Genomic DNA, 26,711 nt, shown 5'->3' with positions numbered 1-26,711 from the left:
CTATTTTAAAGCGCCCTTTTTGCCAGTGCATGAAACACATTCCTTCAGCGCGGAAACCATACATTTGGATGATTTCTGGACCAAAAGACTGGAATATCAATTTCTCGGAAGAACATACTGGCTGTGCCGATGGCGTCAGGCGGAAAGACTAAAAGACATGCAGAAAAGTCATTTCTGGTTTCTAAGAAGAATACAGGGCGGTAGTATCGGAAAATCCCGCTCCCGCATCGGGATTGCACAATACAGGCCCCAACCCTGACCACCGTCTTGTTTCCGGCGGACCTGAAGCACAGTCTCAGCCGCCTTGACCGAGCATCTGCATACTCTTGATGTCACGCGGACGGACAGGGTTGAGTGAAGCAGCAAAGGGCGTCCATGGACGCAGGCACAATATCCGGCAGAGAGCAAAACCAAGCCTTACCGGTCGATAAGCAAAAGGGGCCTCGCATGTTTTCTCAGTTGTCAAAGAAAAGTGACGCCGAAGCGGTTCTGGCATCACTGGATCGCTCGCAAGCCGTCATCGAATTCAATATGGACGGGACAATTCTGGCCGCCAATGGGAATTTCCTTGAAACGGTCGGCTACACCCTCGGAGAAATCAAAGGAAAACATCACAGCATGTTCGTGGAAAAAGCCTTCCGCGATAGCCCCCAATACCAGGATTTCTGGAATACGTTGAAAAATGGCCAGTTCATACGTACGCAGTTCAAACGCATCGGCAAGGACGGTCGGGAAGTCTGGCTTGAAGCGTCCTACAACCCTGTCTTGCGCAAGAACGGCACCCCCCGCAAGGTGATCAAGTATGCGACGGACGTAACCGCGCAGAAGCGGCAGTACGCCGATCTTCTTGGACAGATCAATGCGATCAGAAAATCCCAGGCCGTGATCGAATTCAATCTTGATGGAACGATCCTCACGGCCAATGAAAATTTTTTATCCACAGTTGGTTATAGTTTGCAAGAAATCGAAGGAAAGCATCACAGCATTTTCGTTGAAGATGGACACAGAGAAAATTCAGAATACAAAGTTTTTTGGGAAAAGCTTCGCAATGGAGAGTTTCAAACAAAACAATGGAAACGGATTGGAAAAGGAAATAGAATTATCTGGCTGGAAGCCAGCTATAATCCGATTTATGACCTGAATGGCATTCCTTTCAAGGTCGTGAAGTTTGCCACCAATGTCACTGACCAAATAAAACTTCTGACAGATCTCAACAAAATGATCGATGTGAATTTTACCGAAATCGAAGCCGCAATCTCGCAATCCAACTCTCTCGCCTTGTCCGTCGGATCGGCTGCGGGGCAAACATTCGGCAACGTTCAAACCGTCGCCGCCAGCGCCGAAGAACTGTCTGCATCGATCGGCGAAATCTCACACAGTATGGTCAAATCCCAATCCGCCACGGATCGCGCCGTGGAGCAAACCCTTTCCGCCGACACGTCGGCGCAACGCCTCGCCCAGACAGCCGACGATATGGGAAGCATCCTCGGCCTGATCCAATCGATCGCCGCGCAAATCAATCTTCTGGCCCTGAACGCCACCATAGAGGCCGCCCGCGCGGGTGAAGCCGGCAAGGGTTTTGCCGTCGTGGCCAACGAGGTGAAGAATTTGGCCGGCCAGGCAGCCAAAGCCACCGAGCAGATCGGACATGAAATCGAAAGAGTCCGATCGACGTCGCATGACGTTGTTTGCGCTCTCGACGGGGTCACAAGCGCCATCGAGGCAGTGCGCCAGAACGTATCGGTCACAGCGTCCGCCGTCGAAGAGCAGACGGCCGTGACCCGCGACATGTCCTTCAACATGCAGAGCGCAGCCATCGCCGTCGAAACGATCACCGGCAACATTGCCCAGATCTCGGCCGCCATCAGTCAAAGTGCCAATGCGCTGCTGAAGACCAGGGATGCGGCGCAGATACTGGCGCGCTGAAAAACGAAGAAGTCAAGGTAGACCCTAAATGCATACCGCCATCGCCGACGCCCTGCGGGATTCCCTCGCCACCCCCAGCCAATGGCTGAGAATGGTGTTCCAACCCCAATACGCCCTGGACGACAGTCGTCGATTGATCGGTACGGAAGCTTTGGTCCGGTGGAGACATCCGCGGCTGGGAGAAGTGTCGCCAGCCGAATTCATCCCCATTGCCGAAATGACCAACCTGATCGTCGATCTGGATCGATTTGTTTACAGGCGGATTGTTGCGCTGATCCAGGCATGGCAGGCGTGCGCGCTCAATTTCCCACCGATCAGCATCAACATATCGCCCCTGTCTTTCTGTATCCCCGGTTTCATCGACGGGCTTGTCCAAAGCGTCGAGGATGCAGGCATTCCCCATCATTCTTTGATAGTTGAAATTACGGAACGTGCACTTTTGGAAATCAATCCCGTGTCTTTGGCACGAATGGAGTCTATGAAACAGGCCGGAATCAAAATTTCCGTCGATGATTTTGGCATTGGATATTCGTCCTTTTCCTATGTCAAACATCGCATCCCATCGGAGATCAAAATCGACAGGAGCTTCATTTCCGGCATAGGCCGGACATATGAAGATGAAGCGATCATCCGGTCCATAGTGACACTTGGAGATTCCCTTAATCTCAAGGTAATTGCCGAGGGCATAGAAACACAATGTCAATTGGACTGGCTACGGGCATCGGGCTGCCAATTCGGTCAGGGCTATCTGCTTGCCTTTCCGCTTGAATTCGATGATTATACGAGACTTCTCTCGAATTACCACCATGCCAAGAACTGACGATACCTCACCAAGGCTATATCTTGTGTGGCTTTGAAACCAAAACCGCAACAAGATTCACAATTTCTATTTCAAAATTATATAAAAATGCTTACAATGCGGCATTCATTATCGTTAAACTTTGTATGGGTATTGCATTTTTTAACAACAGAAAAGTCAGTTTCATAATTTTTTCATCAAAGCTTTATAGATTGTATAGGCCCTTGAGTTTCGAAAGGCGCTTACGGGGAAGACAATGACCGCTGATAACTTTCGGAAGTTAACCACGAAAGGATTGAATCAAAATAAAGCAAAAGAATATTGGGCAGATCATGTTGGTAGCGCGTGCTACAATGTGCAAATTAATTATAAAAACGACGACCTGTTTGAAGCGGAAGTTGATTACAAGGGATTTAATTTTGGAACCCTGACTCATTTTCGTCTGAATGGTTCTCATGAAGTTGACCGAACTCCCTATTATATATCGAGGGATAGCTCAGAATCGATCTGCATTGCCATGACATTGGATGGCAATGCAGAAGTGTCTTGTGGTGGCCGTGACCTCACATGGAAGGGGGGAGGCATTTATTGCGGAGGGAACTCAATTCCCTATCATTTTGTTACAGACCGCGAACTGGTTTTCACTGCGATCTATTTCGACATTTCTTACATGAAATCCATCATCCCCAATCCCGACATCCTGCATCTGAAGGAAATGCCCACGGCGACCGGGTGGGGCGGGGCTTTGGCATCCATGATGAGGGAGATCACGCCACGGACCATCGACCATCTTGCCCTCCCTCCCAGCACCGTTGCGGATCATGTCCTCGGACTGCTGGCCCTGTCGATCGGTCCCGAAATCGATCACCTGACCAGCAGTCAACGATCGTTGCGTGAAAGGCTTCGCCAGGATATGCGCGACCGCCTGTTCGATCCGTCATTGAACCCGACAAGCTTTGCCGCCGAGCATGGAATTTCCGTCCGAACCCTCCATGCGGTGTTCACCGTTTCAGGCAACAGCTTCATGCGGGAGTTGCTCGGCATGCGCCTTGCCCGGGCCCGTTCGTTCCTGGAGGACCGCAGATATGACGCCAAGACGGTTGCGGAGATCGCTCTCCTTGTCGGCTTCGTGAATGCCGACCATTTCACCGCCCGATTCCGCAAGGCCTTCGGAATGCCTCCGACCGAATGGCGCAAAAGAAGCACCGGAGCATGAGGCCCCGGCAGCCTCGTCCGACTCTTGTCTCTTGGTCCCGTTCCGTTCTACTGATTGAGTGAGCGGCGAATCGGAGCTTTGCGGGAACGAGGGAGCTTATGCACGGGGTGCCCGGCAGCGGAGCGGACGTGATCCGCGCCCAGTTGCCGACCCTTCCGGACACGCCCGGCGTCTATCGGATGCTGGCGGCCGACGGGTCGGTCCTTTATGTCGGCAAGGCCAAGAACCTGAAGCGGCGGGTGGCCAGCTACACCCGGACCGACGGGCTGCCCGGCCGCACCCGGCGGATGGTGTCGCTGACCCGCTCCATGGAGTTCGTCACCACCCACACCGAGGCCGAGGCGCTCCTGCTGGAAGCGAACCTGATCCGCAGCCTGCTGCCGCCCTTCAACATCCTGGTGAAGGACGACCGCTCCTTCTCCTACATCGTCATTGGAAAAGGACACGACTTCCCTCGCCTGATGCATCACCGCGGCAGCGCCGAGCGGCGCGGCAGCTCGGGAAAGGGCAACCGCCGCAGAGTCCGACCTGTTCGGCCCCTACGCCTCGCCGCATCTGGTCGGCATGACCATCGCCGCCCTGCAACGCGCCTTCTTGCTGCGCACCTGCGACGACGGGGTGTTCGCCTCGCGCACCCGGCCCTGCCTGCAACACCAGATCAAGCGCTGCTCCGCCCCCTGCGTCGGCCGCGTCGACGAAGAGGACTACGCCGCCCAGGTCCAGGGCGTGCGCGACGTGCTGTCCGGTCGCAGCGCGGAGGTGCAGGCGGAGTTCGCCCGCCACATGCTCGACAGTTCCGACCGGCTGGAATATGAGGACGCCGCCCGCTGGCGCGACCGCATCCGCGCCCTGACCGCACTGCAAAGCCGCCAGGACATCAATCTGGAGGACACGCTGGGCGATGCCGACGTGCTGGCCCTGCACCGGGACGGCGGTGCGGCCTGCGTCCAGGTCTTCTTCTTCCGCGGCGGCCGCAACCAGGGCACCCGCGCCTTCTTCCCCCGCGTGGATGCCGAGGAGGAGCCGGGCGACATTCTGGCCGCCTTCGCCGCCCAGCTCTATGCCGACACCCCGCCGCCGGGCCTGCTGCTGCTGAGCGACCCGGTCGAGTCAGCGGAACTGCTCGAGGAAGCGCTGAGCCTGTCCGCCGGGCGCCACGTCGCCGTCGAATGTCCGAAACGCGGACCCAAGCGCCGCGCGGTCGAACATGCGCAGACCAACGCCCGTGACGCGCTGGGCCGCCGGCTGGCAGAGCGCTCCACCCAGGCGACGCTGCTGGAGGGGGTGGCGCGCGTCTTCGGCCTGCCCGACGCGCCGCGCCGGGTCGAAATCTACGACACCTCGCACATCCAGGGATCCTTCCCGGTCGGCGCCATGGTGGTGGCCGGGCCGGAGGGGTTCCAGCGCAATGCCTACCGCCGTTTCTACATCCGTGATCCCGAGGCCGCCGGCAACGATTACGCCATGCTGCGCGAGACCTTCACCCGCCGCTTCCACCGCAGCAACGAGGCTGGCCGGGATTCCGGACAATGGCCTGACCTCGTCCTGATCGACGGCGGGTTGGGGCAGTTGAATGCGGTGAAGGACGAGCTGGCGATGCTTCAGATCACCGACATCCCGCTTGTCGCCATCGCCAAGGGACCGGACCGCAATGCCGGACGGGAGCGCTTCTTCCGTCCCGGCCTGCCGCCGCTGACCCTGGAGCCCAACGATCCGGTGCTGCATTTCCTGCAAAGGCTGCGCGACGAAGCCCACCGCACCGCCATCGACAGCCACCGTGCCCGCCGCATGAAGGCGATCTCGCACAGCCGGATCGACGGCATCCCCGGCATCGGCCCGGCCCGCAAGAAGGCCCTGCTGCATCATTTCGGCAGCGCCACCGCCGTCGCGTCCGCCGGACTGAAGGATCTGGAGGCCGCCCCCGGCATCAGCGAGACCATCGCGCGGAAGCTCTACGAGCATTTCCACGGATAGACGGTTACGGCACCGCTTTCCCCGTGAACGGATTCCAGCCCAGCGCCGCCAGCGCCGCCCAGGCGGTGGCACCCAGATGGGGCCGGCGGTAGTAGAGGAAATCGTCGGTCTTGCTGTCCGGCCCGATGGCGAGCCCGGTGGTCAGCACCTGCGGCCGGGTGGCGTAGAGATAGCCGCCAGGGCTGACTTCCTTCAGAATCTCGCCGAACAGCCGGTCGGCATCGCCGCGGCGGCCGACGCTGCGGTAGGCGAGTGCCGCCTGCGCCGTGCCCTCCACCCACATGCCGTCGCGGTCGTCGTTGAAGTCGAACCCGCCGTCGGCGCCATGGGCGCGCTCCGCATAGGCGAGTGCCGCCCGCCATGCCTCCGGCGCCTTCGGCAGCAGCAGCGGCCAGAGCTGCGCATCGAGGCCGGAGGTCGAGGTGCTGATCGTCACGCCGTCCGGCGCGGTGCCGATGGGAAAATGGTCGCCGCCCGCCGTCCACAGCGTGTCGAGGAAGGCGCGCGCCTCGCGCTCCGGCCCGGCGAAATCGTCGCCCGAACTGTCTCCGGAGCCCTTGCCGGAACTCTTGCCGAGCCAGGCGAACAGCGCGACCAGATCGGTGTTGTGCTCCGTCGATTTCCAGGTCAGCGGCTGCGGCGCGTCGTCGAAGCCTTGGACGCCGCCGTTGAAGCCGCCGGGACCGCGCGGGTCGCGGGTGTGCTCGACCACCCAGCGCGCCAACTCGACCGCACCGTCGCGGAAGCGCTGTTCGCCGGTGGCGTCGCCCAGAGTCAGCAGGGCAAGACCGGCCCAGGCAACATTCCCCGTGGCGGTGCCGACCTGATAGGGGTCCTCGCCCCAATGATTGCCGACGGCATCCCACCAGCCGTTGGGCGGAATCGGCCGCTGCTTCTGCGCGCCAGCCCGATAGGTGTTGCGCAGCCGCCCCTTCCAGCCGGCACGGTCGAGCGACACGGCGTCGAGCAGCGCCTCGCCGATGCGCAGGGCTTTGTCGCGCTGGCCGCAAGCGGTCAGCGCCATGATCGCCAGCGCATTGTCGTAGGTGAAGGCCGCATTGGAGAGTGCCGGCTCCGAGGTCGGGCCGGGCGCATAGGAATTGTCGTAGCTGCGCAGGAACAGCGGCCCGCGCCCGGACACCTCGTCGACGCGCGCTGCCAGCGTGCCGCAGGTCTTCTGCGCCAGCTCCTTCGCCGGCGGGACCGGTGCAGCCGACCCCGAACCGCACATTAGGGCGTAAACTCCAAGGAAGACCGCCGCGACGGTGGTGCGGCCGAACCGCTCTCCTCGCCGTGGGAGCATTCGCAAGAGGCTGACACGCTTGGACATCGACACCGCCGGCCAAATCAAAGAAGCCCCTGATATGGCCCCTTTGCCGGCCGACGGCAACCAAACGGACTCAGCCCCCTCCCCGGTGGGAGAGGGCGGAGCCAACCGGCTTACAACGGCGCCAGACCGGCCATGATGTGGGTCTTGCGCTCGGCATAGGCGCTGCCCAGCTCGGCGGCGCGGTCGTCGTCCAGAGCGTCCTTGGCCTCCTCGAACAGCTCCTCCTCCTCCTCGTCCAGGTGGTGGCGGACCAGTTCGCCCAGCACCTGGAGCTTTTCCTTCCAGCCGCTGTCGGTGGTCTTCATCGCGTTCAACTCATCCAGCAGGCCGTTGATGAGGTGATGCTCGTTCAGCCCCTCGACGGTTTCCGACTTCGCTTCCTTCACCTTCTTGAGGGAGGCGTAGAAGACGCCCTCTTCCACCTTCGAATGGGCCCACAGCTCGCGCTGCAGTTCCTCGAACACGGCACGGCCGCTGCCGTTGGCCTTCTCGGTCTTGTCCAAAAGGCTGCGGATGGTGTCGTGGTCGGTCTTGATGCGGGCGAAGATGTCGGCCTGGGTACCGGTGGTCTTGCTGGCCATCGTCGGGGTCCTTGGCAATTGAGGGCAATCGTTCTGGGAACGTGGTGAACGGTTGCCGATAGAACCCCGTCGCGGCCGGACTGTTCCCGGCCGCGTCCCTTTCGCCATCGCCTTACACCTTTACCCGCGCGGGTGCGTTTCCACGAATTCGCGCAGAGTGTGCATCAAATCCACCGCATGGCCGACCTGCCCATGGGCGCAGGCCTCCGCGATGTCGTCGGCGATGATGTGGGCGATGCGGTCGGCCCCGCCCGGGCAATGGGCAAGGCAATGGCCCATCTCCACGGCGACCATCTCCGGAACATGTTCGTGTTCGGCAATCGCGTCGATCTCGGCTTCGGTGAGATCGCTCGAGCGCGATGCAGTCCTTGATCGTCAACATGGCGCGTTCCTCCCGGGAACGGCCGGACTGCCCTGCTGGCAGGGTCGGAAAACGGTCCTGCTTGACACGGCATCCCTGCAAATGCCGGAGCCGCACGGGCCCCCGCCAACTGTGGGCGACGGGGAAAACCGCGCGGCCGAAGACCGGCAAAAATCAGTGAGCCATCAGAACCGGCAGCCCGGCGTGGTTCAGCACGTAGCGCGTGACACCGCCCAGGATCATTTCCCGCATCCGGCTGTGGCCGTAGCCGCCCATGATAAGCAGGTCGGCGCCCAGCTCAACGGCTTTCTTGGTGACCGTCTCCCCAACGGGTTCCGATCCCGGATGCAATACAGTTAACTCCGGGTTAACTCCTTGCCAAGCGAGATATTGGGCAATGCGACGTCCTGTCGCGCCTTCCGTCACTGAAGTTTCGGCGGTCAGCACATGGGTGCGGTCGGCGCTGCGCAGGAAGGGCAGAGCCGCGGCGACGGCGCGCGTCGCCTCCGTCTTGCCGTTCCAAGCGACGGCGACGGTGTGGCCGATCTCCGCCGGCAGGTTTTTCGGCACCAGCAGCACCGGCCGGGCGGAGCCCAGCAGCGCCGTCTCCATGGTGGTGTAGCCCTGCGTGTCGGCCTCGATGGAGGTGTGGGCGCAGACGATCAGGTCGGACAGGCGGCCTTCCGCCGGCACGACGTCCTCGATCCGGCCGATCACCTCGCGCCAGGAGGCGGACGGCGCCTCGACCCCGCCGGGGACGTCGCGAATCTCGAACCCGGCTTCGGCGACCGCGCTGTCGAAATGGCGGCGGGCGGCGGCGCGATGGTTGTTCAACTCCGTCTCCGCCGCGCGCATGATCTCGTCCACCATGGCGCCGGACATGCCCTCGCCCAGCATCGGCACGGCGTCGCGCGGGTCGAGGCGGACGAACAGGCCGACGAGGTGGGCGTCGAAGTCCCGCGCCACCGCCACCGCGCCCTTCAGGGCGACCGGATCGTTGTCACTGCCGCACAGCGGCACAAGGATGGTCTTGTAGGTCATGGACTCCTCCCGGACCGGTTCGAGCGGCCCTTCCCGGACGGCGGCGGCCCACCCGCCGGTGTGGCGGGCAATTCTCGCCCTTGCCGTCATTTGCCCCGTCGTCGCTGCGGTCCGCGGCCCGGGGCGGAGGCCGCCAACCTTTGAGATATGGCCCTTAACGCGTTGTCTCACCTGGAATTAGGCCAAGCTTGCACGGGCGTCGTCCAGCACATCCGACGCAACCCTGCCAGAATCCACGCGCGCCCAGCCGATGCTCCCCAGATCGTAGGATTCCTGCCGTTCCACCACCTCGGCGGTGGCGTCTGAGGCATCGTTGCGACGATTGGTCACACGCTCCACCCGCTCCGTCAGCGGTGCCTCCAGCCAGATGCCGTCGAAGCGGACTCCGGCCCCGGCCGCGACCTCCGCGATCCGGTTGCGCTCGTCGGGCCGGGCGCTGACCGCATCGACCACCACGGCCTGACCGGCGGCCAGCACCACCGCGGCCCGCCGGTAAAGCTCGCCATAGACCCGCTCCGTCATCGCCGGGCCATAACCCTCGGCCGGCAGCCGGTCGCCGTCGGCCACCCCGCACAGCCGCTTGCGCAGCACGTCGCTGCGCAGGACCACCGCACCGGGCGGCGGCCCCAAGTCCGGCGCGATCGCCTGGGCCAGCCGCGTCTTGCCGCTGCCGGACAGCCCGCCGACCGCGACCAGCCGCGCCGGCGCCGGGTCGAGCACGGCAAGCGCCTGCTCCAGATAGCGCCGCGCCTCCCCGGCCAAAGCCTCGTCCGCCGCCCCCTCCAGCCGCAATGCCGCGGCCGACACCTTGGCCCGCACCGCCGCGCGCAGCGACAGGAACAGCGGCAGCGCCGCCAGCCCGCCGTAATCACCCGTCTCCTCCAGATAGCGGTTCAGCACGGCATTGCCCAACGGCCGCAGTCCGCGGTGATCCAGGTCCATCAGCAGGAAGGCGAGATCGTAGAAGACGTCGGCGACCGCCAGCGCCTCGTCGAACTCGATGGCGTCGAACAGGGTCGGCTCGCCATCCAGCAGGACGATGTTGCGCAGATGCAGGTCGCCATGCCCATGACGGACGAACCCCGCCCGCCGCCGCTCCTCCAGCAGCGGCGCCAGCCGGTCGAGCGCATCGCCGGTGCGCTCCGCCAGCAGGTCCACCACAGCTGCGGGGAACAGAATCCGGAGCGGCCCGCAGATCCATGACATTGCCGTCGGCCACCGCCCGCATCGCCTCCACCCCGCCGCCATCCGGCCGGGGCGTGGCATCGCGATGGAAGGCGGCGATCCGCTCGGCCAGGCGGCGCATCAGCACGGGGGTCAGCGCCTGCCGCTCCGCCATGCGGTCGAACAGCGCCTCGTCCGGGAAGCGCGCCATCGACACCAGCCAATCGACGGCTCCATCTGCACCCCCGCTCTCGTCCAGCCGAAGCCGGCCATCGTCGCCGCGGCGGATGGCGACCACGCCGCGGTAGAGCGCCGGCGCGGTGCGGCGGTTGATCGCCAGTTCCTCGACGCAGGCGGCGTGGCGCTTCCCGACAGTCGAGTAATCGAGATAGGGATAGCGCACCGCGCGCTTCAGCTTCAGCGCCCGGTCCCCCGCCAGGAACACCGATGCCGCATGGGTGTCGATCCGCTCGACCGCCAGCCCGCCATGGGTGTGCGGATCGCCGAGAAAGGCGATCACCTCCTCTTGCTGCCCGGCGGCGGAACACCGGCCGGCGGACGGTTCGGCGGGATGCGCGGTCATGACGTTAGAATAACAGAGCATGATCCCGCCGCGCTCCTGCTTTCATGGTTGAAACGCAGATGGCGATGACGACATCCTAGGGGTAGTGCCGATACTCCATGGGTCAGTTGCCACGCCCCTTCGTTATAGTGGCCGGACCTCATGGTCCGACCCGATTTGCCGTGAAGAGGGCTGGGGAGGGGGGTGCCCGTGAAACGCCTGCGCAGCAGCCACCAGAAGAACCGCCTGCCGGCCGTCCTGGCCGCCAGTCTGCTCTGGCTCGCCCTGACGGGGGGCGGAGTTGCGCGGGCGGAGTCGATCGACGCCGACGGCCGGTTCGGCAACTGGGCGCTGGGCGGCCTCGCCTACAGCCTGCAGCCACCGCCGGAAAGCAACCTCACCGTGCTGAACAGCAAGGTGCGGATCGGATCGTCGCTGGTCCCGCAGATCGAACCCTATGTCAACATCCAGCCCTGGATCGGACCGGCCACCGGCAGCAGCCTGACCCCGCGCAGCGCCGTGACCGGTCTTTCCGGCGGCCTTTCCGGGGGCCTGAGCGGCGGCGTGCTGGTCGACGTACCGCTCGGTTCCTTCGTCTTCACCCCCAGCGTCGGCGCCGGCACCCTGCCCACCGCCCGGCGCGAAGGCGCGCCCACCACCGAATTCCGCTCGCAGCTGGAGCTGGGCTATGAGTTCGACAACAAGTCGCGCTTCAGCCTGGGCTACAGCCGCATCGTCAACGACGCGGCGGCGGGCGACCCGGCGGCCGGCACCAACAACGTCTTCGGCTTTTACTACCGCCTGCCGTTCGGCGGCCCATGACCGCCCGAACAGGGCCGGGACAAGGCCGGGACATCGTGCCGCGGCGTCCGGTGCGGTGAAAACGCGCGCAGCGGTAGCGTCTTAACCGCATTTTAAACATGGTTGGCTCAAGTGGACGCGGACCGAACGCTCCCTGGGGAACCCACCATGGCCACCAAGCGCAAGACCGCTTCTTCCGCCGCTCCCGCAACCGCTCCCGCCGCTGCCTCTGCTGCGCCGGTGTTCGAGGCTCCGGTGGAAAGCTGGGCCGACACCATCCTGCGCACCAACTTCGCGTCGGTGGAACAGGACAGCATCGTCCTGCTGCAGGCGGCCGGCGCCCTTCTGGAGTCGGACTCGCCGGACAAGGTGACCGTCACGCTGGACCAGAACCTGAAGCTGTGGATCGCCATCAAGAACGGTCCTGCTGAACAGCGACTGCCCGGTGGAGCCGGAGGTGAAGGCCAACCTGCGCAATCTGGCGCAGTATGTCGTGTCCACCACCATGCTGGCGACCCAGGGCGCCATCGAGACGGCCAAGCTGGTCTCGCTCGCCCGCCTGAACATGAACATCGCCGAGGGGCTGCTGAGCGGCCACCGCAACCGCATGATCCAGGAACGCGCCTACCAGATCTGGGAAGAGGACGGCCGTCCCGAGGGCCGCGAGCAGGAGCACTGGCTGCGCGCCGAGGCGGAGGTCTCCGGCCTGTTCAAGGCCCAGTCCTGACGGACAACCGAAGCGGGTTTACGCAACACCGCCATTCCCCACCGGCATGACCGCCCGCGTCGCGACACCGTGACGCGGGCGGCAACGCTTGGTAGGCTCGGCGCACCGTGACAGCCCCGCCTCGATCCACTCCCCCCACGCACAAGCGCGTCGACAACACGCCCCGCGGCATCGCCGCGATGCTGATGTCGGTGCTGTTTTTCTCGCTGATGAACGTCCTGGCGAAGCTCCTGATGGACCGCTTCCCGGTGACCGAAGTGATGTTCTTCCGCAGCCTGTTCGCACTGATCCCGGTCTGCCTGTCGATCCATCTCGGCATCGGCTTCGCCACCACGCTGCGCACGCGCTATCCCTGGGGCCATATGGGGCGGTCGCTGATCGGGCTGACCACCATGGTCGCCATGTTCTGGTCCTTCCACCTGCTGCCGCTGGGCGACGCCATCGCGCTGAACTTCGCAGCGCCGCTGTTCCTCACCGCCCTGTCGGTGCCGCTGCTCAGCGAGAAGGTCGGCATCCATCGCTGGAGCGCCGTTCTGGTCGGCTTCGCCGGCGTGCTGATCATCGTGCGGCCGAGCGGCGACGTGCTGAACCTGGGCGCCATCATCGCGCTGTGCGGTGCGCTGACCAACGCGCTGGCGATGATCGCCATCCGCCAGCTGAGCCGGACGGAGCGGCCGGACACCATCGTCTTCTACTTCACCCTGCTGACCACCGTCCTGCTCGGGCTGTCGCTGCCCTTCTCCTGGGTCACGCCGGACCCGATGGACTGGCTTCTGCTGCTGGTGACAGGCCTGTTCGGCGGCTGCGGCCAGCTGATGCTGACCCGCGCCTATTCGCTGGCCCCGGCGGCCGTGGTGGCGCCGCTGAACTACACCTCGCTGCTGCTGGCGGTCGTCTTCGGCTGGTTCATGTGGGGCGAGGTGCCGACCGCGACCATGGCTGCCGGCGCCGCCGTGGTGATGGCGAGCGGCCTCTACATCCTGCACCGCGAGACCCGGCGCCGCACCACCGTGACCAAGCCGCTGCCGGCCGGCGACGGCGACTGAGGGTCCAACCCTCCGAAATTTCAGCCGACCGTCGCGCGTCATAGTTTCGCCATCCCGCGATGATGGGCTGTACCATCGACTTCGAGGTGAGCGAACCGGCGGGCGAAATCCGCCGGCGACGCCTATATGATTGGTTCGCGCGAGCACACCGGTCCACGGCAGGCGACCCGCCGGACCGGCTGCCTTACGGCGCGAAGGGGGCGGCATGAAGCAGAACGAGCGACGCGGCGAACCCGGGATCGAGCGGGCCGGATCCGAGCGGAGCCGGAACGCGGACCCGGCGGACGGCGTGACGGAGCCCCGGTTCCGCCTTGCCCAGGCGCGCGCGGCGCTGCTGTGGGAACGGCTGGGGCCGGCATCGTGGGCACCGCTGTCGGTGCTGGGCGGCTTCCTGGCGCTCGCCCTGCTCAACCTGCTGATCCTGCTGCCGGGCTGGCTGCATGGGCTGGCCCTGCTGGTGATGGCCGCCGCCTTCCTGTGGTCGCTCACCGTCGGAGTCCGGCGTTTCCGCGCCCCGGTCGAGGATGAGGCCCGCCGCCGGCTGGAGCGGGACAGCGGCCTTGCCCATCGTCCGCTGCACACCCTGCGCGACCGCCCCGCCGGCAATGACCCGACCGCACAGGCGCTGTGGCGCCTGCATCAGGAGCGCACGCGCGCCGCCATGCGCGGCCTGCGCGTGGCGTGGCCGGGAACCGAGGTGCCGTCGCACGACCGCTATGCCCTGCGCGCCCTGGTGATCCTGACGCTGGTGGTCGCCGGAGCCGCCGCCTGGGGCGACTGGCGCCCGCGGATCGCCGCCGCGCTGACCCCGCAGTTCTCGGGCGGCACCGTCACCGCGGCGGCGACGCTGGACCTCTGGATCAACCCGCCCGACTACACCGGCCTGCCGCCGGTCTTCCTGAAATCCGGCTCCTCCGCGAAGCCCACCGCCCAGCCAGGAGCCCAGCCGGCAGCCCAGCAGACTGCCGCCGGCACACCTGCCGCGAACCAGCCGGTCCACATTCCGCAGGGCAGCCTGGTGCTCGCCCGCGTCACCGGCGGCAGCGGCACCCCCAGCCTGGAGGCCGGCGACCAGACCGGCCCGTTCGAGGCGGTGGACTCCAGCAATTTCCAGGTGCAGAAGCCGGTGACCGGCGGCACCCGCATCGCCGTCACCCAGGGCGGGCGGACGCTGGGCTCCTGGCCGATCCAGGTGGTGCCCGACCGCGCACCGATCATCGCCCACGCCAGCCCGCCCGCCGCCGGCGAACGCGGTGCCTTGAAGCTGGACTATGCCGCCCGCGACGATTACGGCCTGACCGAGGTGAAGGCGCAAATCCGCCTCGCCCCGGAGACGCCGCCCGCCCCTGCTCCCGGCGCGGCGAAGCCGGATGCCGCACCCAAGCCGGACAAGCCCGGCACCGAGCAGGTGCTCGAATTCCCGCTGTCGCTCCCCGGCGTTCGCCCGAAGGACGCGCGCGGCACCGCCTTCCAGGACCTGACCGCCCATCCCTGGGCCGGCATGCCGGTGACGGTGCGGCTGACCGCAGCAGACGGCGCCGGCCAGACCGGCCGTTCGGAGGATGCCGCGATCATCCTGCCGGAGCGCACCTTCAACCACCCCGTCGCCCGCGCCATCGTCAATCAGCGCAAGATCCTGACCCGCAGCCCGCAGGAGTCCCGAGTCCAGGTCGCCCGCGCGCTGGCGGAGATCTCCGCCCGCCCCGACAGCTACGGCAACGACATCGTCGCCTTCCTGTCCCTGCGCACTGCCCTGGCCCGGCTGATGCTGGACCAGAGCGCGGAGTCCGTCCCCGCCCTCCAGCAGCTTCTGTGGGAAACCGCGCTGCGCATTGAGGATGGCGGCCTGTCGCTGGCCGAGAAGGACCTGCGCGACGCCGAAAAGCGGCTGTCCGAGGCTCTGGACAAGAACGCCTCCGACGAGGAGCTGAACCGCCTGATGGACGAGCTGCAGGCGGCGCTCGACAAGTTCATGGACGCCATGGAACAGCGGATGCTGGAAGCCATGCAGCGCGGCGAGCAGATCCCGATGGTCCCGCCGGAGATGGCGGACAAGATGACCGACCGCAGCGACCTCCAGCAGATGCTCGACCGCATGCGCGAGATGGCGCAGACGGGGTCGCGCGACGCCGCCCGCCAGATGCTGTCCCAGCTCCAGCAGATGCTGGAGAACATGCGCTCCGGCGCCATGGCCCAGATGAACCAGCAGAACGGCCAGCAGCAGAACCAGTCCTGGGAGATGATGCAGCAGTTGCAGAAGCTGGCGCAGCAGCAGCAGCAGCTTCTCGACCAGAGCTTCCGCCAGTCGCAGGAGTCGATGGACCAGCAGGGGCAGCAGGGCGACCAGCCCCGCGGCCGCCAGCCCAACCAGCGCCGGAACCAGCAGGGCCAGCAGCAGAACTCGGGAAGCCCGACCATACAGAAGCAGGCCGAGCAGCAGGAGGCGCTGCGGCGCCAGCTGGGCGAGCTGATGCGGCGCATGGGCGAGCAGCAGGGCGGCGAGATCCCGCAACCGCTGGGCCGCGCCGAGCGCGCCATGCGCGACGCCGCCCAGGCCTTGCAGCAGGGCGCCCCCGGTGCCGCGGTTCCGTCGCAGACCGAGGCGATGGAACAGCTTCAGCAAGGCATGCAGGGCATGGCCGAGCAGATGGCCCAGCAGATGATGGGCCAGGGCGGGCCGGCGATGATGGGCCAGCAGGGCCAGATGCCGCGCCAGGGCCGGGGCCGCGACCCGCTCGGACGCCGTCCGTCCGGCTACGGCATGCAGGATTCCAACGACGTGAAGATCCCCGAGCAGTCGGAACTCCAGCGCGCCCGCGAGATCCTCGACGAGCTGCGCCGCCGCTCCGGCCAGTACGGGCGCCCGCAGGAGGAACGCAACTACATCGACCGGCTGCTGAAGCAGTTCTGACGGATCACTTCCAGCGGTGCAGACATGAAAAACGGGACCGGCACAAGCCGGTCCCGCTCAACAGGCGCCATCAGGCTGACCTGTCCGTCATTGCTCGGGACGGTCGTCGTCCGGATTGTGGTTGGCGGCGTGGTCCTGCATCTGTTCGGTCTGCACGGCCTTGCTGTCCAGGCCGCGAGCGTCGGAGTGACGGGACTTGTCGCGGTTCGACAGCACCATGTTGTCGCCGATGGCGCCGGCCGGCAGGTCGGTGGTGGCACCGGTGCCGGTGCCCTTGCCCTGCCCGCTGGGGCTCATGTGCTTCTTGCTGGCGTTCGCCATGGCGTGTTCTCCATCGGTTGACCACCCGGACCGCCGGGACGTGGACTCCCGGCGGCGGGCGGCTGGGTTTGGGAAATCGCTAACGGACCTCGGCAAGCGGGATTACTGAGGGTTGCGCGGCTGGGTGCTGTCCAGGCTGTTGGCAGTGCCATGCGCCGCGTCGCCGCCGGCAGCGCCCGTGTTGTGGCCGGTGGCGTTGTGGTCGACGCTGCTGCCGCTGCTGGTGCCATGGCGCTTGCCCAGCGAGACGGTGGTGTCGTCGTACTTGAACTCCGCCATCTGCTTGACCTGATCCTCGGTCACCTGCCGGGCGACGAGGCGGTCGCTGTCGGAACGCAGCAGGTTGTAGTCCAGCGCCACATGCTTGGCGCCGATGCCCAGCACGCCGCCGCGGTTCAGGATCACCTGGGTGGCCTTGCCGCTCTGGGCGTCGAGGATGATGTCGGCGACGTCGCCCAGCTTCTTGCCGTTCTCGCCATAGACATCTTTGCCCATCATCTTCTCAAAGCTGGTGCTCTGCTGGGCGGCACCGCCGGCAGCGGAAGCGACATTCGGGCGCAGGTCGCGGACCTGACGCAGATGCTGCTCCAGCGTCGGCAGGCTCTGTTCGGCGAAGCGCCGCAGGTCGGCGTCCTTGCCGTTCTCCGCCTGCTGGCGGAACAGGGTGACGGCGGTCTGGTGAGCGTCCATCTGGCCCTGGAGATAGGCGGAATCGAACTGGTCGCCCTTCAGGCCGCGCAGCTTGTCAAGCTTCTGCTGGTGTTCGGAATCGAGCTTGGTCGGCAGGGTCATCGACTTTTCCCGGGCCATGGTCTTCATAGCGTCGGAGGTCTTGGTGTGGTCGGCCACCATGTGGCTGCCGAACTGCTTGACGCCCTGTTCCTTCGCCTGATCCTGCGCCAGCTTACCCGCCTGGATTTCAAACATGTCGCTGATCGCCGCCTTTTCGGCGAAGGTCATGTCCTGCTGCGCCAACTGGCCCTTCTCGGTCACGGTCTTGGCCGGGGCCGGCGTCTGGGCCAGCGAGAGTGCCGGCGCCGTGAACAGGAGCACAGCGGCGGTCGCGAGAAGATGGTGGCGTTTCATGGCGGCGGTTCCTCGAATTGCATTGGGACTTGCAAGGTTTCCGGTGCCGGGCGGCCAAGCCTGCGGCCGGGCCGAAGCACCCCTCTTGCCCTTCTCAACCGTTGGGCGCGGCGGTCGTTCCCTCCCGGTCGAGGGCCGTCCGGTTCGTCCGGGGTGCCGCGCTTTTGCGACCTCCGGACCAAGGGGGACGCGCCGGGGGTATATCCGAATGAGTGCTCGGTCTAGGCCACGTGTCCGGGGCAAGAAGGGGGGCTTATGACCCCGATGACCCCGGTATGCTTATGTTCCCAGTACGGAGGCCCGCTTGCTTCGTGATGCCCGCCATGTCCTGAACGGCACGCACATCGACTGCGATCTGTGCGTGATCGGTGGCGGTGCCGCCGGCCTGACCATCGCGCGCGAACTGGCGGGCGGCAGCTTGAGCGTCGTCCTGCTGGAAGGCGGCGGGCTGGAGGTCGACGGCATTTCCCAGGCGCTGTATGCCGGCCGCAACGTCGGCCTGCCCTATGAGCGGCTGACCACCGCGCGCAGCCGCTATCTCGGCGGCAGCACCAATTGCTGGGGCGGCTTCTCCCGCCCGCTGGAGCGGACTGACTTCGCCGAGCGCCCCTGGATCCCCGGCAGCGGCTGGCCGATCCCGCGCGACACGATGATGCCCTATTACGAGCGCTCGCACAGCGTGCTCGGCCTCGGCCCCTTCGAGTACGACAGCGATTACTGGATGGAGCAGGTCCGCGGACCGAAGACCGAGCTTATTCCGGTGGAGAACGAGGACGGCAGCGCCAGCGCCTTCGAGAACCGCGTCGCCCAGCTCAGCCCGCCGATCCGCATGGGCGAGGCCTATCGCGCCGAGATCGGACGGGCCGCCAACATCACCGCCTTCCTGAACGCCAACGTCACCGGGCTGGACACCAACCATTCGGCAACGGCGGTGGAGCGGGTGCAGGTCCGCACCCTGGACGGCCCCGGCTTCACCGTCGGCGCCCGGCTGTTCGTGCTGGGCTGCGGCGGCATCGAGAATGCGCGCATCCTGCTGCTGTCCAACAAGGTGCAGGCTGCCGGTCTGGGCAACGGCAGCGATCTGGTCGGCCGCTATTTCGCCGATCACCCGCGCTTCAAGACCTCGCCGATCCGCCTGACCCGGCAGGGGCATCACCGCACGCTCTACGACGTCAGCCTGTGCCTCGCCCGGCGGCGGCTGCGGCGGCCGCACCCGTCGATCGCGCTGGCGCTGTCGCCGACCGAGGATCTCCAGGAACGGCATGCGCTGCCCAATTCCCGGACATATCTGGTCGCCTCCTACCATTCGGCGGCACTGGACGCCTTCAAGGCGATGCGCGACCTGCGGCTCCTGCCGTCGCGCCACCGTTGCCGCCGCTTCGGCGTGTCGGAGGACGAGGCGGCGAGCCTGCTGCGCAACGCCGGCCCGCGCATCCTGCGCAGCATGCCGCAGCTGGCCCACGCGCTGTTCGACAGCACCATCGATCCGGGCTGGCTGCCCCGCCGCTTCACCCTGGAAACGGTGCTGGAGCCTGTGCCCAACCCAGAAAGCCGGGTGACGCTGGACCACGCCACCGATCCGTTCGGCCGCAACCTGCCCAAGGTGGACTGGCGCCTGACCGCGCAGGACCGCTGGGGCGCCAGCGAAACTCAGCGCCTGCTGCGCGAGGACCTGCTGCGCCGCGGTCTGATCACGGTGGAGGACGGGGAGAACACGGCCGAGGCGACGATGGCCGACGTCGGCTGGTGCTGGCACCATATGGGCACCACACGGATGCATGACTCGCCGCGCCACGGCGTGGTCGATCCCGATGGGCGCGTCCATGGCGTCGGCAACCTCTACATCGCCGGCAGTTCCGTCTTCCCAACCATGGGCGCCGACCACCCGACCATGACCATCGTGGCGCTGGCCCTGCGCCTGACCGACCGCGTCCTGGCCCTGTTGCAGGATGAACGCGGCAGCCCCCCCGCACCCGCGGTCGCCGCCTCGCTTTGAGCGGGGCGGCGGCGTCCTATATTGCTCTCCCTTGCGGAGAGGATTCGATTGCCATGGACCTGTTCGACGATGTTCCGGCCCCGCCCCTGACCCCGGCCCCGCCGGGATTGCCGCCTCCCGCCGGGCCGCTGCCGGACATCGTGGCGCCGGGGCTCGACTGCCTGTTCGTCGGCTTCAACCCCGGCCTGCGCTCCGGCGCGCTCGGCCATCACTATGCCGGGCGCGGCAACCAGTTCTGGCGCCTGCTGCATGAGGCCGGGCTGACGCCGCGCCTCTACCGGCCGGAGGAGGACATCACCCTGCCGGCCATCGGGCTCGGCTCCACCAACCTCGTCGCCCGCGCCACCGCCAGCGCCGCCGAACTATCGCGGGCGGAACTGCGCGGCGGGGTGCCGCGGCTGGCGCGGATCGTCGGCTTCGTCCGGCCGCGGGTGCTGGCCTATACCGGCAAGGGCGTCTATCTGGCGGCGACCGGCCTGCCCGACGCGCCCTGGGGCGTGCAGGAGCGCAGCCTGTTCGACGGCGTCGCCGATGTGGTCGTGCCGTCGCCGAGCGGCCTCGCCCGCCTGCCCTTCGAGGACAAGCTGCGCTGGTTCCGCGAGGTACGGGCGGAAATCGGGCGTCGCCGGCCTGCCTGAACCCGTCGCCGACGGAGATGTCGCCTCCGTTGCAATTCCTGGGGAGGCGGCAGGGATTGTTGTCCGGACGGAGAATGCCGGCCGGTCAGGACGGGACGCGGGGGGCACCCCCCCTGCCCCGGCATTTCGCCGGGAAAGGCCGGGCAGGCCGATACCGGCTTGAGCCATGCTGTGCCCCGCATGACCGCGACCGCCCGAACCCGTCCCGTTGACCAACAGGCACCGCAGACCGACAGGGTCGCCCTGCGGCTGCGCCGCCGCCATTGGGCAATCCTGGCGCTGGCCGTCCTGCTGATGGCAGGGGTTCTGCGGGCGGCCTGCTATCTCACGGTGCTGACGCCTGCGACCGCCGCGACAGAACCCTGGAAAGACCCTTGGGGACCGCGGCTTCCCCCATCACCCTTGACGGACACCCATTACCGGCAGCTCGCCCGGCTTCTGCATCTCGATGCACCCGACAAAAAAGGGCCGGCGGAGACTCCTGTCCCCGCCGGCCCTGTGCGGCTGGATCCCGCAGTGAAGCTGCTGGTCGACCATGGCTGGCCCGCCTACCCGCCCGCAACGATCCCGGCCGCCGCGCGGACGGCCGGAATCGTTGCAGTCTCGGACAAAGCCTCGCCTTAGCCGCCCCGTCTCAGCTGACGATGCCGCCCCGGCTGAAGGGCAGCGTCTGCAAGGGCTGGCCGGTCACCGAGAAGACGGCGTTCGCCACCGCCGGTGCCACGGTCGGGACGCCCGGCTCGCCGGCGCCGGTCGGCCGCTCGTGCGACGGCACGATGTGGACCTCGACCACCGGCATGTCGGACATCCGCAGCGGCAGGTAGCTGTCGAAGTTGGCCTGATCGACCACGCCCTCGGTCATGGTGATCTCGCCGCGCAGCGCATGGCCGATGCCCCAGCCGGCACCACCCTCCATCTGGGCCTTGACGATGTCCGGGTTGACGACCTCGCCGCAATCGACGGCGACGACGATCCGGTCCACCTTGATCTGGCCCTTGGCATCGACCGTCACGTCGGCGACATGGGCGACATAGGTGTTGAAGCTCTCATGGACGGCGACGCCGCGGCCCTTGCCCTGCGCCAAGGGCTGGCCCCAGCCGGCCTTCTCCGCCGCCAGCTTCAGCACGCCGGCCAGACGCGGATGGTCCTTCAGCATTTCCATGCGGAAGGCCACCGGGTCCTTGCCGGCCGCCTTGGCGAGGCGGTCGATCATCACCTCCTTGGCATAAGCCGTGTGGGTGTGCCCGACAGACCGCCACCACAGGGTGGTGACCGGCGAGGCGACAGTGTGGGCATCGACCGCGAGGTTCGCCACCGGATAGGCCATGTCCGAGGCGCCCTCGACCATCGTCGCATCGACGCCATCCTTGACCATCACCGCCTCGAACGGCGTGCCGGCCATGAAGCTCTGGCCGACGATGCGCTGCTTCCAGCCGACGAGCGCACCCTTGGCGTCGACCGCCGCGGTGATCCTGTGCAGGAACAGCGGGCGGTAGCGGCCGCCCTTGATGTCGTCCTCGCGAGTCCAGACCAGATGCACCGGGGCCTTGGGATAGGCCTTGGCGATCATCACCGCCTCGGCGATGTAGTCGGCGTTGGTGGTGGCGCGCCGGCCGAAGCTGCCGCCGGCCCATTGGGTCTCGATCTTCACCTGCTCCGGCTTGCAGCCCAGGATGTGGGCGGCGGTCATCTGCTCGACCGTCTGGAACTGCGATCCGGCCCAGATGGTGCAGCCACCCTCCGGGTTCAGCGCCACCACGGCGTTCAGCGGCTCCATCGGCGCATGGGCGAGGTAGGGGAAGACGAACTCGCCGTCCACCGCATGGCCGCCCTTGGCCTTGGCGTCGGCGATCGCCTTGTCGGCATCGCCCTTGCTCGCCGCGACCGAGCCCGGCTTTTCCGCCGCCTTGCGGTAGTCGGCCAGCATGGCGTCGGTGCCGCGGGTCTCGGCCTTGCCATCGTCCCAGGCGACCGTCAGCGCCTCTCGGCCCTTCATGGCGGCCCAGGTATTCTTGGCGATCACCGCGACGCCGACCGGCAGGCTGATCACCTCGATGACGCCCGGCACCTTGCGGGCGGCGGCATCGTCGACGCTCTTCACCGTGCCGCCGAAGCGCGGGCTGCGCGCCAGCACCGCCGTCACCTGACCGGGGCGGCGGATGTCCATCGAGAAGATGGCGGTGCCGTTGGTCTTGCTGATGTGGTCCAGCCGGTGCAGGTCCGGCTTGCCGATCAGCACATAGTCCTTCTGCTCCTTCAGCTTGACCTGCTGCGGCACCGGCAGCTTGGATGCCTCCTCCGCCAGTTCGCCGAAGGTGGCGCTGCGGTTGCTGGCGGCATGGCGGACCACGCCCTTCGACACCGTCACTTCGCCGGCCGGAACCTTCCACCGCACGGCAGCGGCGGCAACCAGCATGGCGCGGGCGGCGGCGCCGGCCATGCGCAGCTCGTCCCAGCTGTTGGCGACGGCGGTCGAGCCGCCGGTGCCCTGGATGCCGAAGAAATGATTGGCGTACAGCTTGGCATCGGCCGGAGCGAAGGCGCCGCGCACCTGGGCCCAATCGGCGTCAAGCTCCTCGGCCGCAATGGTGGCGATGCCGGTGACGATGCCCTGGCCCTTGTCCAGATGCTTGGCCAGCACGGTAACGGTATTGTCCGGCGCCACGATGACGAAGGCGTGCGGGCGCGGGTCGGCCGGGCCGATGATCTTGGGCGCCGCTTCGGCGGCCAGCGCCGGCATCGGCAGATGCGCGCCGACCACCAGAACGCCGGCACCGGCGCCGATGGCCTTCAGGAAACCACGGCGCGACGGGGCGGGCAGCGGCGTGAGCGACAGCCCGTCGCCAAAACCATTCTGTGCGGCCTGACGGATCAGATGATGCAGCATGGATCAGGCCCTCATCGTCTGGGCGGCATCCTTGATCGCCGCGCGGATGCGGACATAGGTGGCGCAGCGGCAGACATTGCCGTCCATCGCCGCGTCGATGTCCTGGTCGGTCGGGTTCTGGTTGTCGGTCAGCAGCGCCACGGCGCTCATGATCTGGCCCGACTGGCAATAGCCGCACTGGACGACGTCCAGCTTCTGCCACGCCGCCTGGACCGCCTGGGCGGCCTTGCCCTTGACGCCTTCGATGGTGGTGATCTTGCTGTCCGGCGTCAGCATGCCGACCGGGGTCTGGCAGGCGCGGGTCGGCGTGCCGTCGACATGGACGGTGCAGGCGCCGCACTGGGCGATGCCGCAGCCGAACTTGGTGCCGGTCATGTTAAGCTCGTCCCGCAGAACCCACAGGAGCGGCATGTCCTCGGGAACGTCGACCTGACGCTCCTCGCCGTTGACGTTGATGCGAACCATGGCTCTTGCCTCTTTCTCCCTGAACGGAACCACCGGCCTGCCCCGACGATTGGAGGAAGGACGACGACAGGTCCGCTGCCCGGTTGCGGGCGTTGGCTACGGAATATGGTTTTTTTGATTGATGGCTGTTGGATCAGCGCTGGCTAGACAGAATACACCGTCCAGTGCACAATGAACTAGAACGCTTTGGTTCATATCGTCATGAAAGCTATTCATAACCCTGCGCTCGACCTCAACCTGGTAAAGGTGTTCGACGCGCTGCTGGAGACCCGCAACGTTTCCCGCGCGGCCGAGGCGCTGGGCGTCAGCCAGTCGGCGGTCAGCCATGCGCTGGGCCGGCTGCGCACGCTGGTGGGCGACCCGCTGTTCGTGCGCACCGGCAACCGGATGGAACCGACCCCGCGCGCCCAGCGTCTGGCCGAGCCCCTGCGCGACCTGCTGGTGGGTGCGGCCCGCGCCCTGTCGGCGGAGGAGGATTTCGATCCCCAGCGGGAGGAACGGACCTTCACCATCTCCACCACCGATTCCATGCAGGCGGTCCTGCTGACCGGCATCCTGCGCGATGCGGCGGAAGGCAACCTGCGCGTGTCGGTGTCGCTGCTCAACCTCGACCCCGACGCCATGCTGAACGCGTTGGACGACGGCACCCTCGATCTCGCCATCGGCTATCTGCCGGATCTGCGGCGCTGGCACGACGGGCAGGTGCTCTACCGGGAAACCCATGCCTGTCTGTACAATCCGAAACTCGTGCCGGTCACCCCGCCGATCGGGCTGGAGGACTACACCCGCTATCCGCATTTGATGCCGTCGCTGCGCGGCGGGATGACCAGCTTCATCGACGAAGAGCTGGCGGCACTCGGCACCAGCCGGCGGGTCGCCGCCTCGACCACCCAGTTCCTGGCGATCCCGATGATCCTGATGCAGGTGCCGATGCTGACCTCGCTGCCCGCCCGGCTGGCCCGTCTGTACGCCGACGCGCTGGGGCTGGCGACCAGCCCGCTGCCCTTCGACATCGGCGACTACGAGATGTCGATGATCTGGCACCGCCGCAACACCGGCTCCCCCTCGCATGGCTGGCTGCGCCAGCGCCTGAGCGAAGAGGCGGCAAAGCTCTGACACGAAGAAGGGGCACCCACGGCGGGGCGCCCCTTCCTGTCCGGTTGAACCTTCTTCCCGTCAATCCGCGGTGACGGAGCGGATTTCGTCCTGGCTGAAGCGCTGCTGCTCCTCCATCACCATCTGCGACAGCTCGCGCTTCAGGCGGTTGAACTCCGGGGCGGAGCCGTCGCGCGGGCGCGGCATGTCGACGGCGACGTCGCGCTTGATGGTGCCCGGCCGGTAGGTCATCACGATGATGCGGTCGGCCAGATAGATGCTCTCCTCGATGGAGTGGGTGACGAACAGGATGGTCTTGCCGACCTCCTCCCAGATGCGCAGCAACTCGTCCTGAAGCGTGCGGCGGGTCAGGGCGTCGAGCGCGCCGAACGGCTCGTCCATCAGCAGGATCGGGCTGTCGAGCGCCAGCACGCGGGCGATGGCGACGCGCTGGCGCATGCCGCCCGACAGATCCTTGGGAAAGCGGTTGCGGAAGTCCTGCAGATGCAGCTTCTGCAGCAGCCACTCCACCCGCTCGGCGATCTCCGCCTTGGACATTCCCTTGATCTCCAGGCCGAAGGCGACGTTCTGCGCCACCGTCATCCAGGGGAACAGGGCATATTCCTGGAACACCATGCCGCGGTCGGGACCGGGTTCGGTGATGGTGCGGCCATCGACGGTGACGGTCCCCGTCGTCGGCGGCTGGAACCCGGCGACCGCGTTCAGCAGCGTGGACTTGCCGCAGCCCGAGGGTCCCAGCAGGCAGACGAATTCGCCCTTGCGGATGTCGAGATCGATGTTCTGCAAGGCGACGATCTTCTGCGCCCCGACGACGAAGGTCTTCTCCACCCCGCGCACCTGGATCTGCACAGACGCCGCTTCGGTGACGGGCGTGGTGTCGGCAACACTCTTCAGCATGGGCGTCATCTCCATCCCCTCCCCATCAATTCTCAAGACCGCGGTGCCAGCGCAGCAGGTGGTTGTTCAGGCGGTTCATGCCGATGTCGATGGCGAGGCCCAGCAGGCCGATGGTGAACATCCCGGCGATGATCTTGTCGGACCACATGAACTCGCGCGCTTCCAGGATGCGGAAGCCGAGGCCGGAGTTGACGGCGATCATCTCCGACACGATCACGACGATGAAGGCAGTGCCGATGCCGATCCGGGCGCCGGCCAGGATGTAGGGGGTGGCGGCCGGCAGGATGACGCGCAGGAACATGGTCAGCTTGCCGGCCCCCAGGTTGCGGGCGGCGCGCAGATAGATGCCGTCGACATGGCGCACCCCGGCGATGGTGTTCATCAGCACCGGGAAGAAGGCGCCGATGGCGATCAGGAACACCGCCGGCGCATTGCCCAGCCCGAACCACAGGATCGCCAGCGGGATGTAGGCGATGGGCGGGATCGGCCGCAGCACCTGCATCAGCGGGTCGAACAGCGCGTAGATGCGCGGGTTGCCGCCCATGGCGAGCCCCAGCGGAAGCGCCAGCCCGGCGCCGACGGCGAAGCCCAGCACCACGCGGTACAGGCTGGACCAGGCGTCGAACAGCATCTCGCCCGACAGCGCCCACAGGATCCAACTGGATTGCGCCGGATCGTAGGCTTCGGTCGGCAGCAGATAGGCCCACCAGCGCACGACCACCTGCACCGGCGACGGCAGCACCACCGGGTTGATCAGGCCGGAGGTGGACAGGATCTGCCACAGCGCGATCACCAGGACCGGCACCAGGGAGCCGCGCAGCAGGGCCGCGGGCGAGAAACGGGGCTTGGCTTGGGACATGGGGCGT

General features: G+C 66.3%; 22 protein-coding genes and 1 pseudogene. 12 read left to right on the top strand and 11 right to left on the bottom strand.

The genetic code is table 11. The annotated features are described in order from the left end of the window. Positions 1–354: 354 nt before the first annotated feature. The 4 genes and pseudogenes from ACWPN3_RS12545 (at position 355) to uvrC (ending at position 5,915) form a co-directional block, all read left to right on the top strand. A complete protein-coding gene (locus ACWPN3_RS12545; protein WP_492261452.1) occupies positions 355–1,926 on the top strand; it encodes a methyl-accepting chemotaxis protein in 1,572 nt (523 codons plus the stop codon). Between the two features lie 28 nt (positions 1,927–1,954). Beyond that, positions 1,955–2,746, top strand: a complete 792-nt coding sequence (locus ACWPN3_RS12540; protein ID WP_492239686.1) for an EAL domain-containing protein — start codon at positions 1,955–1,957, stop codon at positions 2,744–2,746. A gap of 235 nt (positions 2,747–2,981) precedes the next feature. After that, on the top strand, positions 2,982–3,941 hold the full coding sequence (locus ACWPN3_RS12535; protein ID WP_492239687.1) for an AraC family transcriptional regulator: 960 nt from the start codon (positions 2,982–2,984) through the stop codon (positions 3,939–3,941). Positions 3,942–4,039: 98 nt separating this feature from the next. Continuing rightward, a pseudogene (uvrC, locus tag ACWPN3_RS12530) lies at positions 4,040–5,915 on the top strand (excinuclease ABC subunit UvrC). A 4-nt stretch (positions 5,916–5,919) separates the two neighbouring features. On the opposite strand, the gene ACWPN3_RS12525 reads toward uvrC, so the two are convergent. From ACWPN3_RS12525 to ACWPN3_RS12505, 5 genes are all read right to left on the bottom strand, one after another. Further along, the gene (locus ACWPN3_RS12525; protein WP_492239688.1) at positions 5,920–7,146 is read right to left on the bottom strand and encodes a hypothetical protein; all 1,227 of its coding nucleotides are present in this window, start codon (positions 7,144–7,146) and stop codon (positions 5,920–5,922) included. Positions 7,147–7,355: 209 nt separating this feature from the next. Further along, the gene (locus ACWPN3_RS12520) at positions 7,356–7,826 is read right to left on the bottom strand and encodes a hemerythrin domain-containing protein (RefSeq protein ID WP_109448366.1); all 471 of its coding nucleotides are present in this window, start codon (positions 7,824–7,826) and stop codon (positions 7,356–7,358) included. Between the two features lie 120 nt (positions 7,827–7,946). Further along, positions 7,947–8,120 (bottom strand): hypothetical protein, encoded by a 174-nt coding sequence (locus ACWPN3_RS12515; RefSeq protein ID WP_492261451.1) that lies wholly within the window; start codon positions 8,118–8,120, stop codon positions 7,947–7,949. Between the two features lie 241 nt (positions 8,121–8,361). After that, the gene (locus tag ACWPN3_RS12510; protein ID WP_492261450.1) at positions 8,362–9,228 is read right to left on the bottom strand and encodes a universal stress protein; all 867 of its coding nucleotides are present in this window, start codon (positions 9,226–9,228) and stop codon (positions 8,362–8,364) included. 177 nt (positions 9,229–9,405) lie between these two features. After that, positions 9,406–10,386: a bifunctional aminoglycoside phosphotransferase/ATP-binding protein gene (locus ACWPN3_RS12505; RefSeq protein ID WP_492261449.1), complete on the bottom strand. Its 981-nt coding sequence runs from the start codon at positions 10,384–10,386 to the stop codon at positions 9,406–9,408. A 778-nt stretch (positions 10,387–11,164) separates the two neighbouring features. Between ACWPN3_RS12505 and ACWPN3_RS12500 the strand changes: the two genes are divergently transcribed. The 4 genes from ACWPN3_RS12500 (at position 11,165) to ACWPN3_RS12485 (ending at position 16,439) form a co-directional block, all read left to right on the top strand. After that, the gene (locus ACWPN3_RS12500; RefSeq protein WP_247873092.1) at positions 11,165–11,776 is read left to right on the top strand and encodes a hypothetical protein; all 612 of its coding nucleotides are present in this window, start codon (positions 11,165–11,167) and stop codon (positions 11,774–11,776) included. Positions 11,777–12,212: 436 nt separating this feature from the next. Continuing rightward, positions 12,213–12,482 (top strand): DUF2934 domain-containing protein, encoded by a 270-nt coding sequence (locus tag ACWPN3_RS12495; protein ID WP_492261448.1) that lies wholly within the window; start codon positions 12,213–12,215, stop codon positions 12,480–12,482. Between the two features lie 107 nt (positions 12,483–12,589). Beyond that, positions 12,590–13,528, top strand: a complete 939-nt coding sequence (locus tag ACWPN3_RS12490) for a DMT family transporter (protein ID WP_492239692.1) — start codon at positions 12,590–12,592, stop codon at positions 13,526–13,528. Positions 13,529–13,817: 289 nt separating this feature from the next. Further along, complete coding sequence (locus tag ACWPN3_RS12485; protein ID WP_492239693.1) at positions 13,818–16,439, top strand: TIGR02302 family protein; 2,622 nt, start codon at positions 13,818–13,820, stop codon at positions 16,437–16,439. Between the two features lie 87 nt (positions 16,440–16,526). Here ACWPN3_RS12485 and ACWPN3_RS12480 read toward each other — a convergent pair whose 3' ends face one another. Together ACWPN3_RS12480 and ACWPN3_RS12475 are read right to left on the bottom strand one after the other, a co-directional pair. Further along, complete coding sequence (locus ACWPN3_RS12480; protein WP_109448352.1) at positions 16,527–16,760, bottom strand: hypothetical protein; 234 nt, start codon at positions 16,758–16,760, stop codon at positions 16,527–16,529. A 102-nt stretch (positions 16,761–16,862) separates the two neighbouring features. Next, positions 16,863–17,846 (bottom strand): DUF4142 domain-containing protein, encoded by a 984-nt coding sequence (locus ACWPN3_RS12475; RefSeq protein WP_109448350.1) that lies wholly within the window; start codon positions 17,844–17,846, stop codon positions 16,863–16,865. A gap of 304 nt (positions 17,847–18,150) precedes the next feature. Between ACWPN3_RS12475 and ACWPN3_RS12470 the strand changes: the two genes are divergently transcribed. From ACWPN3_RS12470 to ACWPN3_RS12460, 3 genes are all read left to right on the top strand, one after another. Then, complete coding sequence (locus ACWPN3_RS12470; RefSeq protein WP_109448348.1) at positions 18,151–19,842, top strand: FAD-dependent oxidoreductase; 1,692 nt, start codon at positions 18,151–18,153, stop codon at positions 19,840–19,842. A gap of 53 nt (positions 19,843–19,895) precedes the next feature. Next, complete coding sequence (locus tag ACWPN3_RS12465; protein WP_492239694.1) at positions 19,896–20,480, top strand: mismatch-specific DNA-glycosylase; 585 nt, start codon at positions 19,896–19,898, stop codon at positions 20,478–20,480. Positions 20,481–20,660: 180 nt separating this feature from the next. Further along, entirely contained in the window at positions 20,661–21,104 is a 444-nt protein-coding gene (locus tag ACWPN3_RS12460) for a hypothetical protein (RefSeq protein WP_492239695.1), read from the top strand. Positions 21,105–21,114: 10 nt separating this feature from the next. On the opposite strand, the gene ACWPN3_RS12455 is transcribed toward ACWPN3_RS12460, so the two are convergent. Together ACWPN3_RS12455 and ACWPN3_RS12450 are read right to left on the bottom strand one after the other, a co-directional pair. Next, positions 21,115–23,367 carry a xanthine dehydrogenase family protein molybdopterin-binding subunit gene (locus ACWPN3_RS12455; RefSeq protein WP_492239696.1) on the bottom strand — a complete coding sequence of 751 codons (2,253 nt, stop codon included), beginning with the start codon at positions 23,365–23,367 and terminating at the stop codon, positions 21,115–21,117. A gap of 3 nt (positions 23,368–23,370) precedes the next feature. Beyond that, a complete protein-coding gene (locus tag ACWPN3_RS12450; protein WP_109448342.1) occupies positions 23,371–23,832 on the bottom strand; it encodes a (2Fe-2S)-binding protein in 462 nt (153 codons plus the stop codon). Positions 23,833–24,033: 201 nt separating this feature from the next. Here ACWPN3_RS12450 and ACWPN3_RS12445 point away from each other — a divergent pair, with 201 nt between their 5' ends. Then, on the top strand, positions 24,034–24,948 hold the full coding sequence (locus ACWPN3_RS12445) for a LysR family transcriptional regulator (RefSeq protein ID WP_109448341.1): 915 nt from the start codon (positions 24,034–24,036) through the stop codon (positions 24,946–24,948). A gap of 60 nt (positions 24,949–25,008) precedes the next feature. Here ACWPN3_RS12445 and ACWPN3_RS12440 read toward each other — a convergent pair whose 3' ends face one another. Together ACWPN3_RS12440 and ACWPN3_RS12435 are read right to left on the bottom strand one after the other, a co-directional pair. Then, on the bottom strand, positions 25,009–25,845 hold the full coding sequence (locus ACWPN3_RS12440; protein ID WP_492239697.1) for an ABC transporter ATP-binding protein: 837 nt from the start codon (positions 25,843–25,845) through the stop codon (positions 25,009–25,011). 25 nt (positions 25,846–25,870) lie between these two features. Then, positions 25,871–26,704, bottom strand: coding sequence for an ABC transporter permease (locus tag ACWPN3_RS12435; RefSeq protein WP_109448339.1), 834 nt, complete (start codon positions 26,702–26,704; stop codon positions 25,871–25,873). Positions 26,705–26,711: the final 7 nt, after the last annotated feature.

Source organism: Azospirillum sp. UENF 111221, assembly GCF_058780625.1.
The sequence above is the reverse complement of the archived record's forward strand: the minus strand, read 5'-3'. Positions and strand labels throughout refer to the sequence as shown.

Bases quoted from the DNA above. Each gene is read 5' to 3' on its own strand.
- ACWPN3_RS12520 (WP_109448366.1), bottom strand. From the start codon at position 7,826: ATGGCCAGCAAGACCACCGGTACCCAGGCCGACATCTTCGCCCGCATC.
- ACWPN3_RS12435 (WP_109448339.1), bottom strand. From the start codon at position 26,704: ATGTCCCAAGCCAAGCCCCGTTTCTCGCCCGCGGCCCTGCTGCGCGGC.
- ACWPN3_RS12440 (WP_492239697.1), bottom strand. From the start codon at position 25,845: ATGCTGAAGAGTGTTGCCGACACCACGCCCGTCACCGAAGCGGCGTCT.
- ACWPN3_RS12450 (WP_109448342.1), bottom strand. From the start codon at position 23,832: ATGGTTCGCATCAACGTCAACGGCGAGGAGCGTCAGGTCGACGTTCCC.
- ACWPN3_RS12460 (WP_492239695.1), top strand. From the start codon at position 20,661: ATGACCGCGACCGCCCGAACCCGTCCCGTTGACCAACAGGCACCGCAG.
- ACWPN3_RS12465 (WP_492239694.1), top strand. From the start codon at position 19,896: ATGGACCTGTTCGACGATGTTCCGGCCCCGCCCCTGACCCCGGCCCCG.
- ACWPN3_RS12510 (WP_492261450.1), bottom strand. From the start codon at position 9,228: ATGACCTACAAGACCATCCTTGTGCCGCTGTGCGGCAGTGACAACGAT.
- ACWPN3_RS12525 (WP_492239688.1), bottom strand. From the start codon at position 7,146: ATGTGCGGTTCGGGGTCGGCTGCACCGGTCCCGCCGGCGAAGGAGCTG.
- ACWPN3_RS12540 (WP_492239686.1), top strand. From the start codon at position 1,955: ATGCATACCGCCATCGCCGACGCCCTGCGGGATTCCCTCGCCACCCCC.
- ACWPN3_RS12475 (WP_109448350.1), bottom strand. From the start codon at position 17,846: ATGAAACGCCACCATCTTCTCGCGACCGCCGCTGTGCTCCTGTTCACG.
- ACWPN3_RS12455 (WP_492239696.1), bottom strand. From the start codon at position 23,367: ATGCTGCATCATCTGATCCGTCAGGCCGCACAGAATGGTTTTGGCGAC.
- ACWPN3_RS12480 (WP_109448352.1), bottom strand. From the start codon at position 16,760: ATGGCGAACGCCAGCAAGAAGCACATGAGCCCCAGCGGGCAGGGCAAG.
- ACWPN3_RS12535 (WP_492239687.1), top strand. From the start codon at position 2,982: ATGACCGCTGATAACTTTCGGAAGTTAACCACGAAAGGATTGAATCAA.
- ACWPN3_RS12445 (WP_109448341.1), top strand. From the start codon at position 24,034: ATGAAAGCTATTCATAACCCTGCGCTCGACCTCAACCTGGTAAAGGTG.
- ACWPN3_RS12515 (WP_492261451.1), bottom strand. From the start codon at position 8,120: ATGGTCGCCGTGGAGATGGGCCATTGCCTTGCCCATTGCCCGGGCGGG.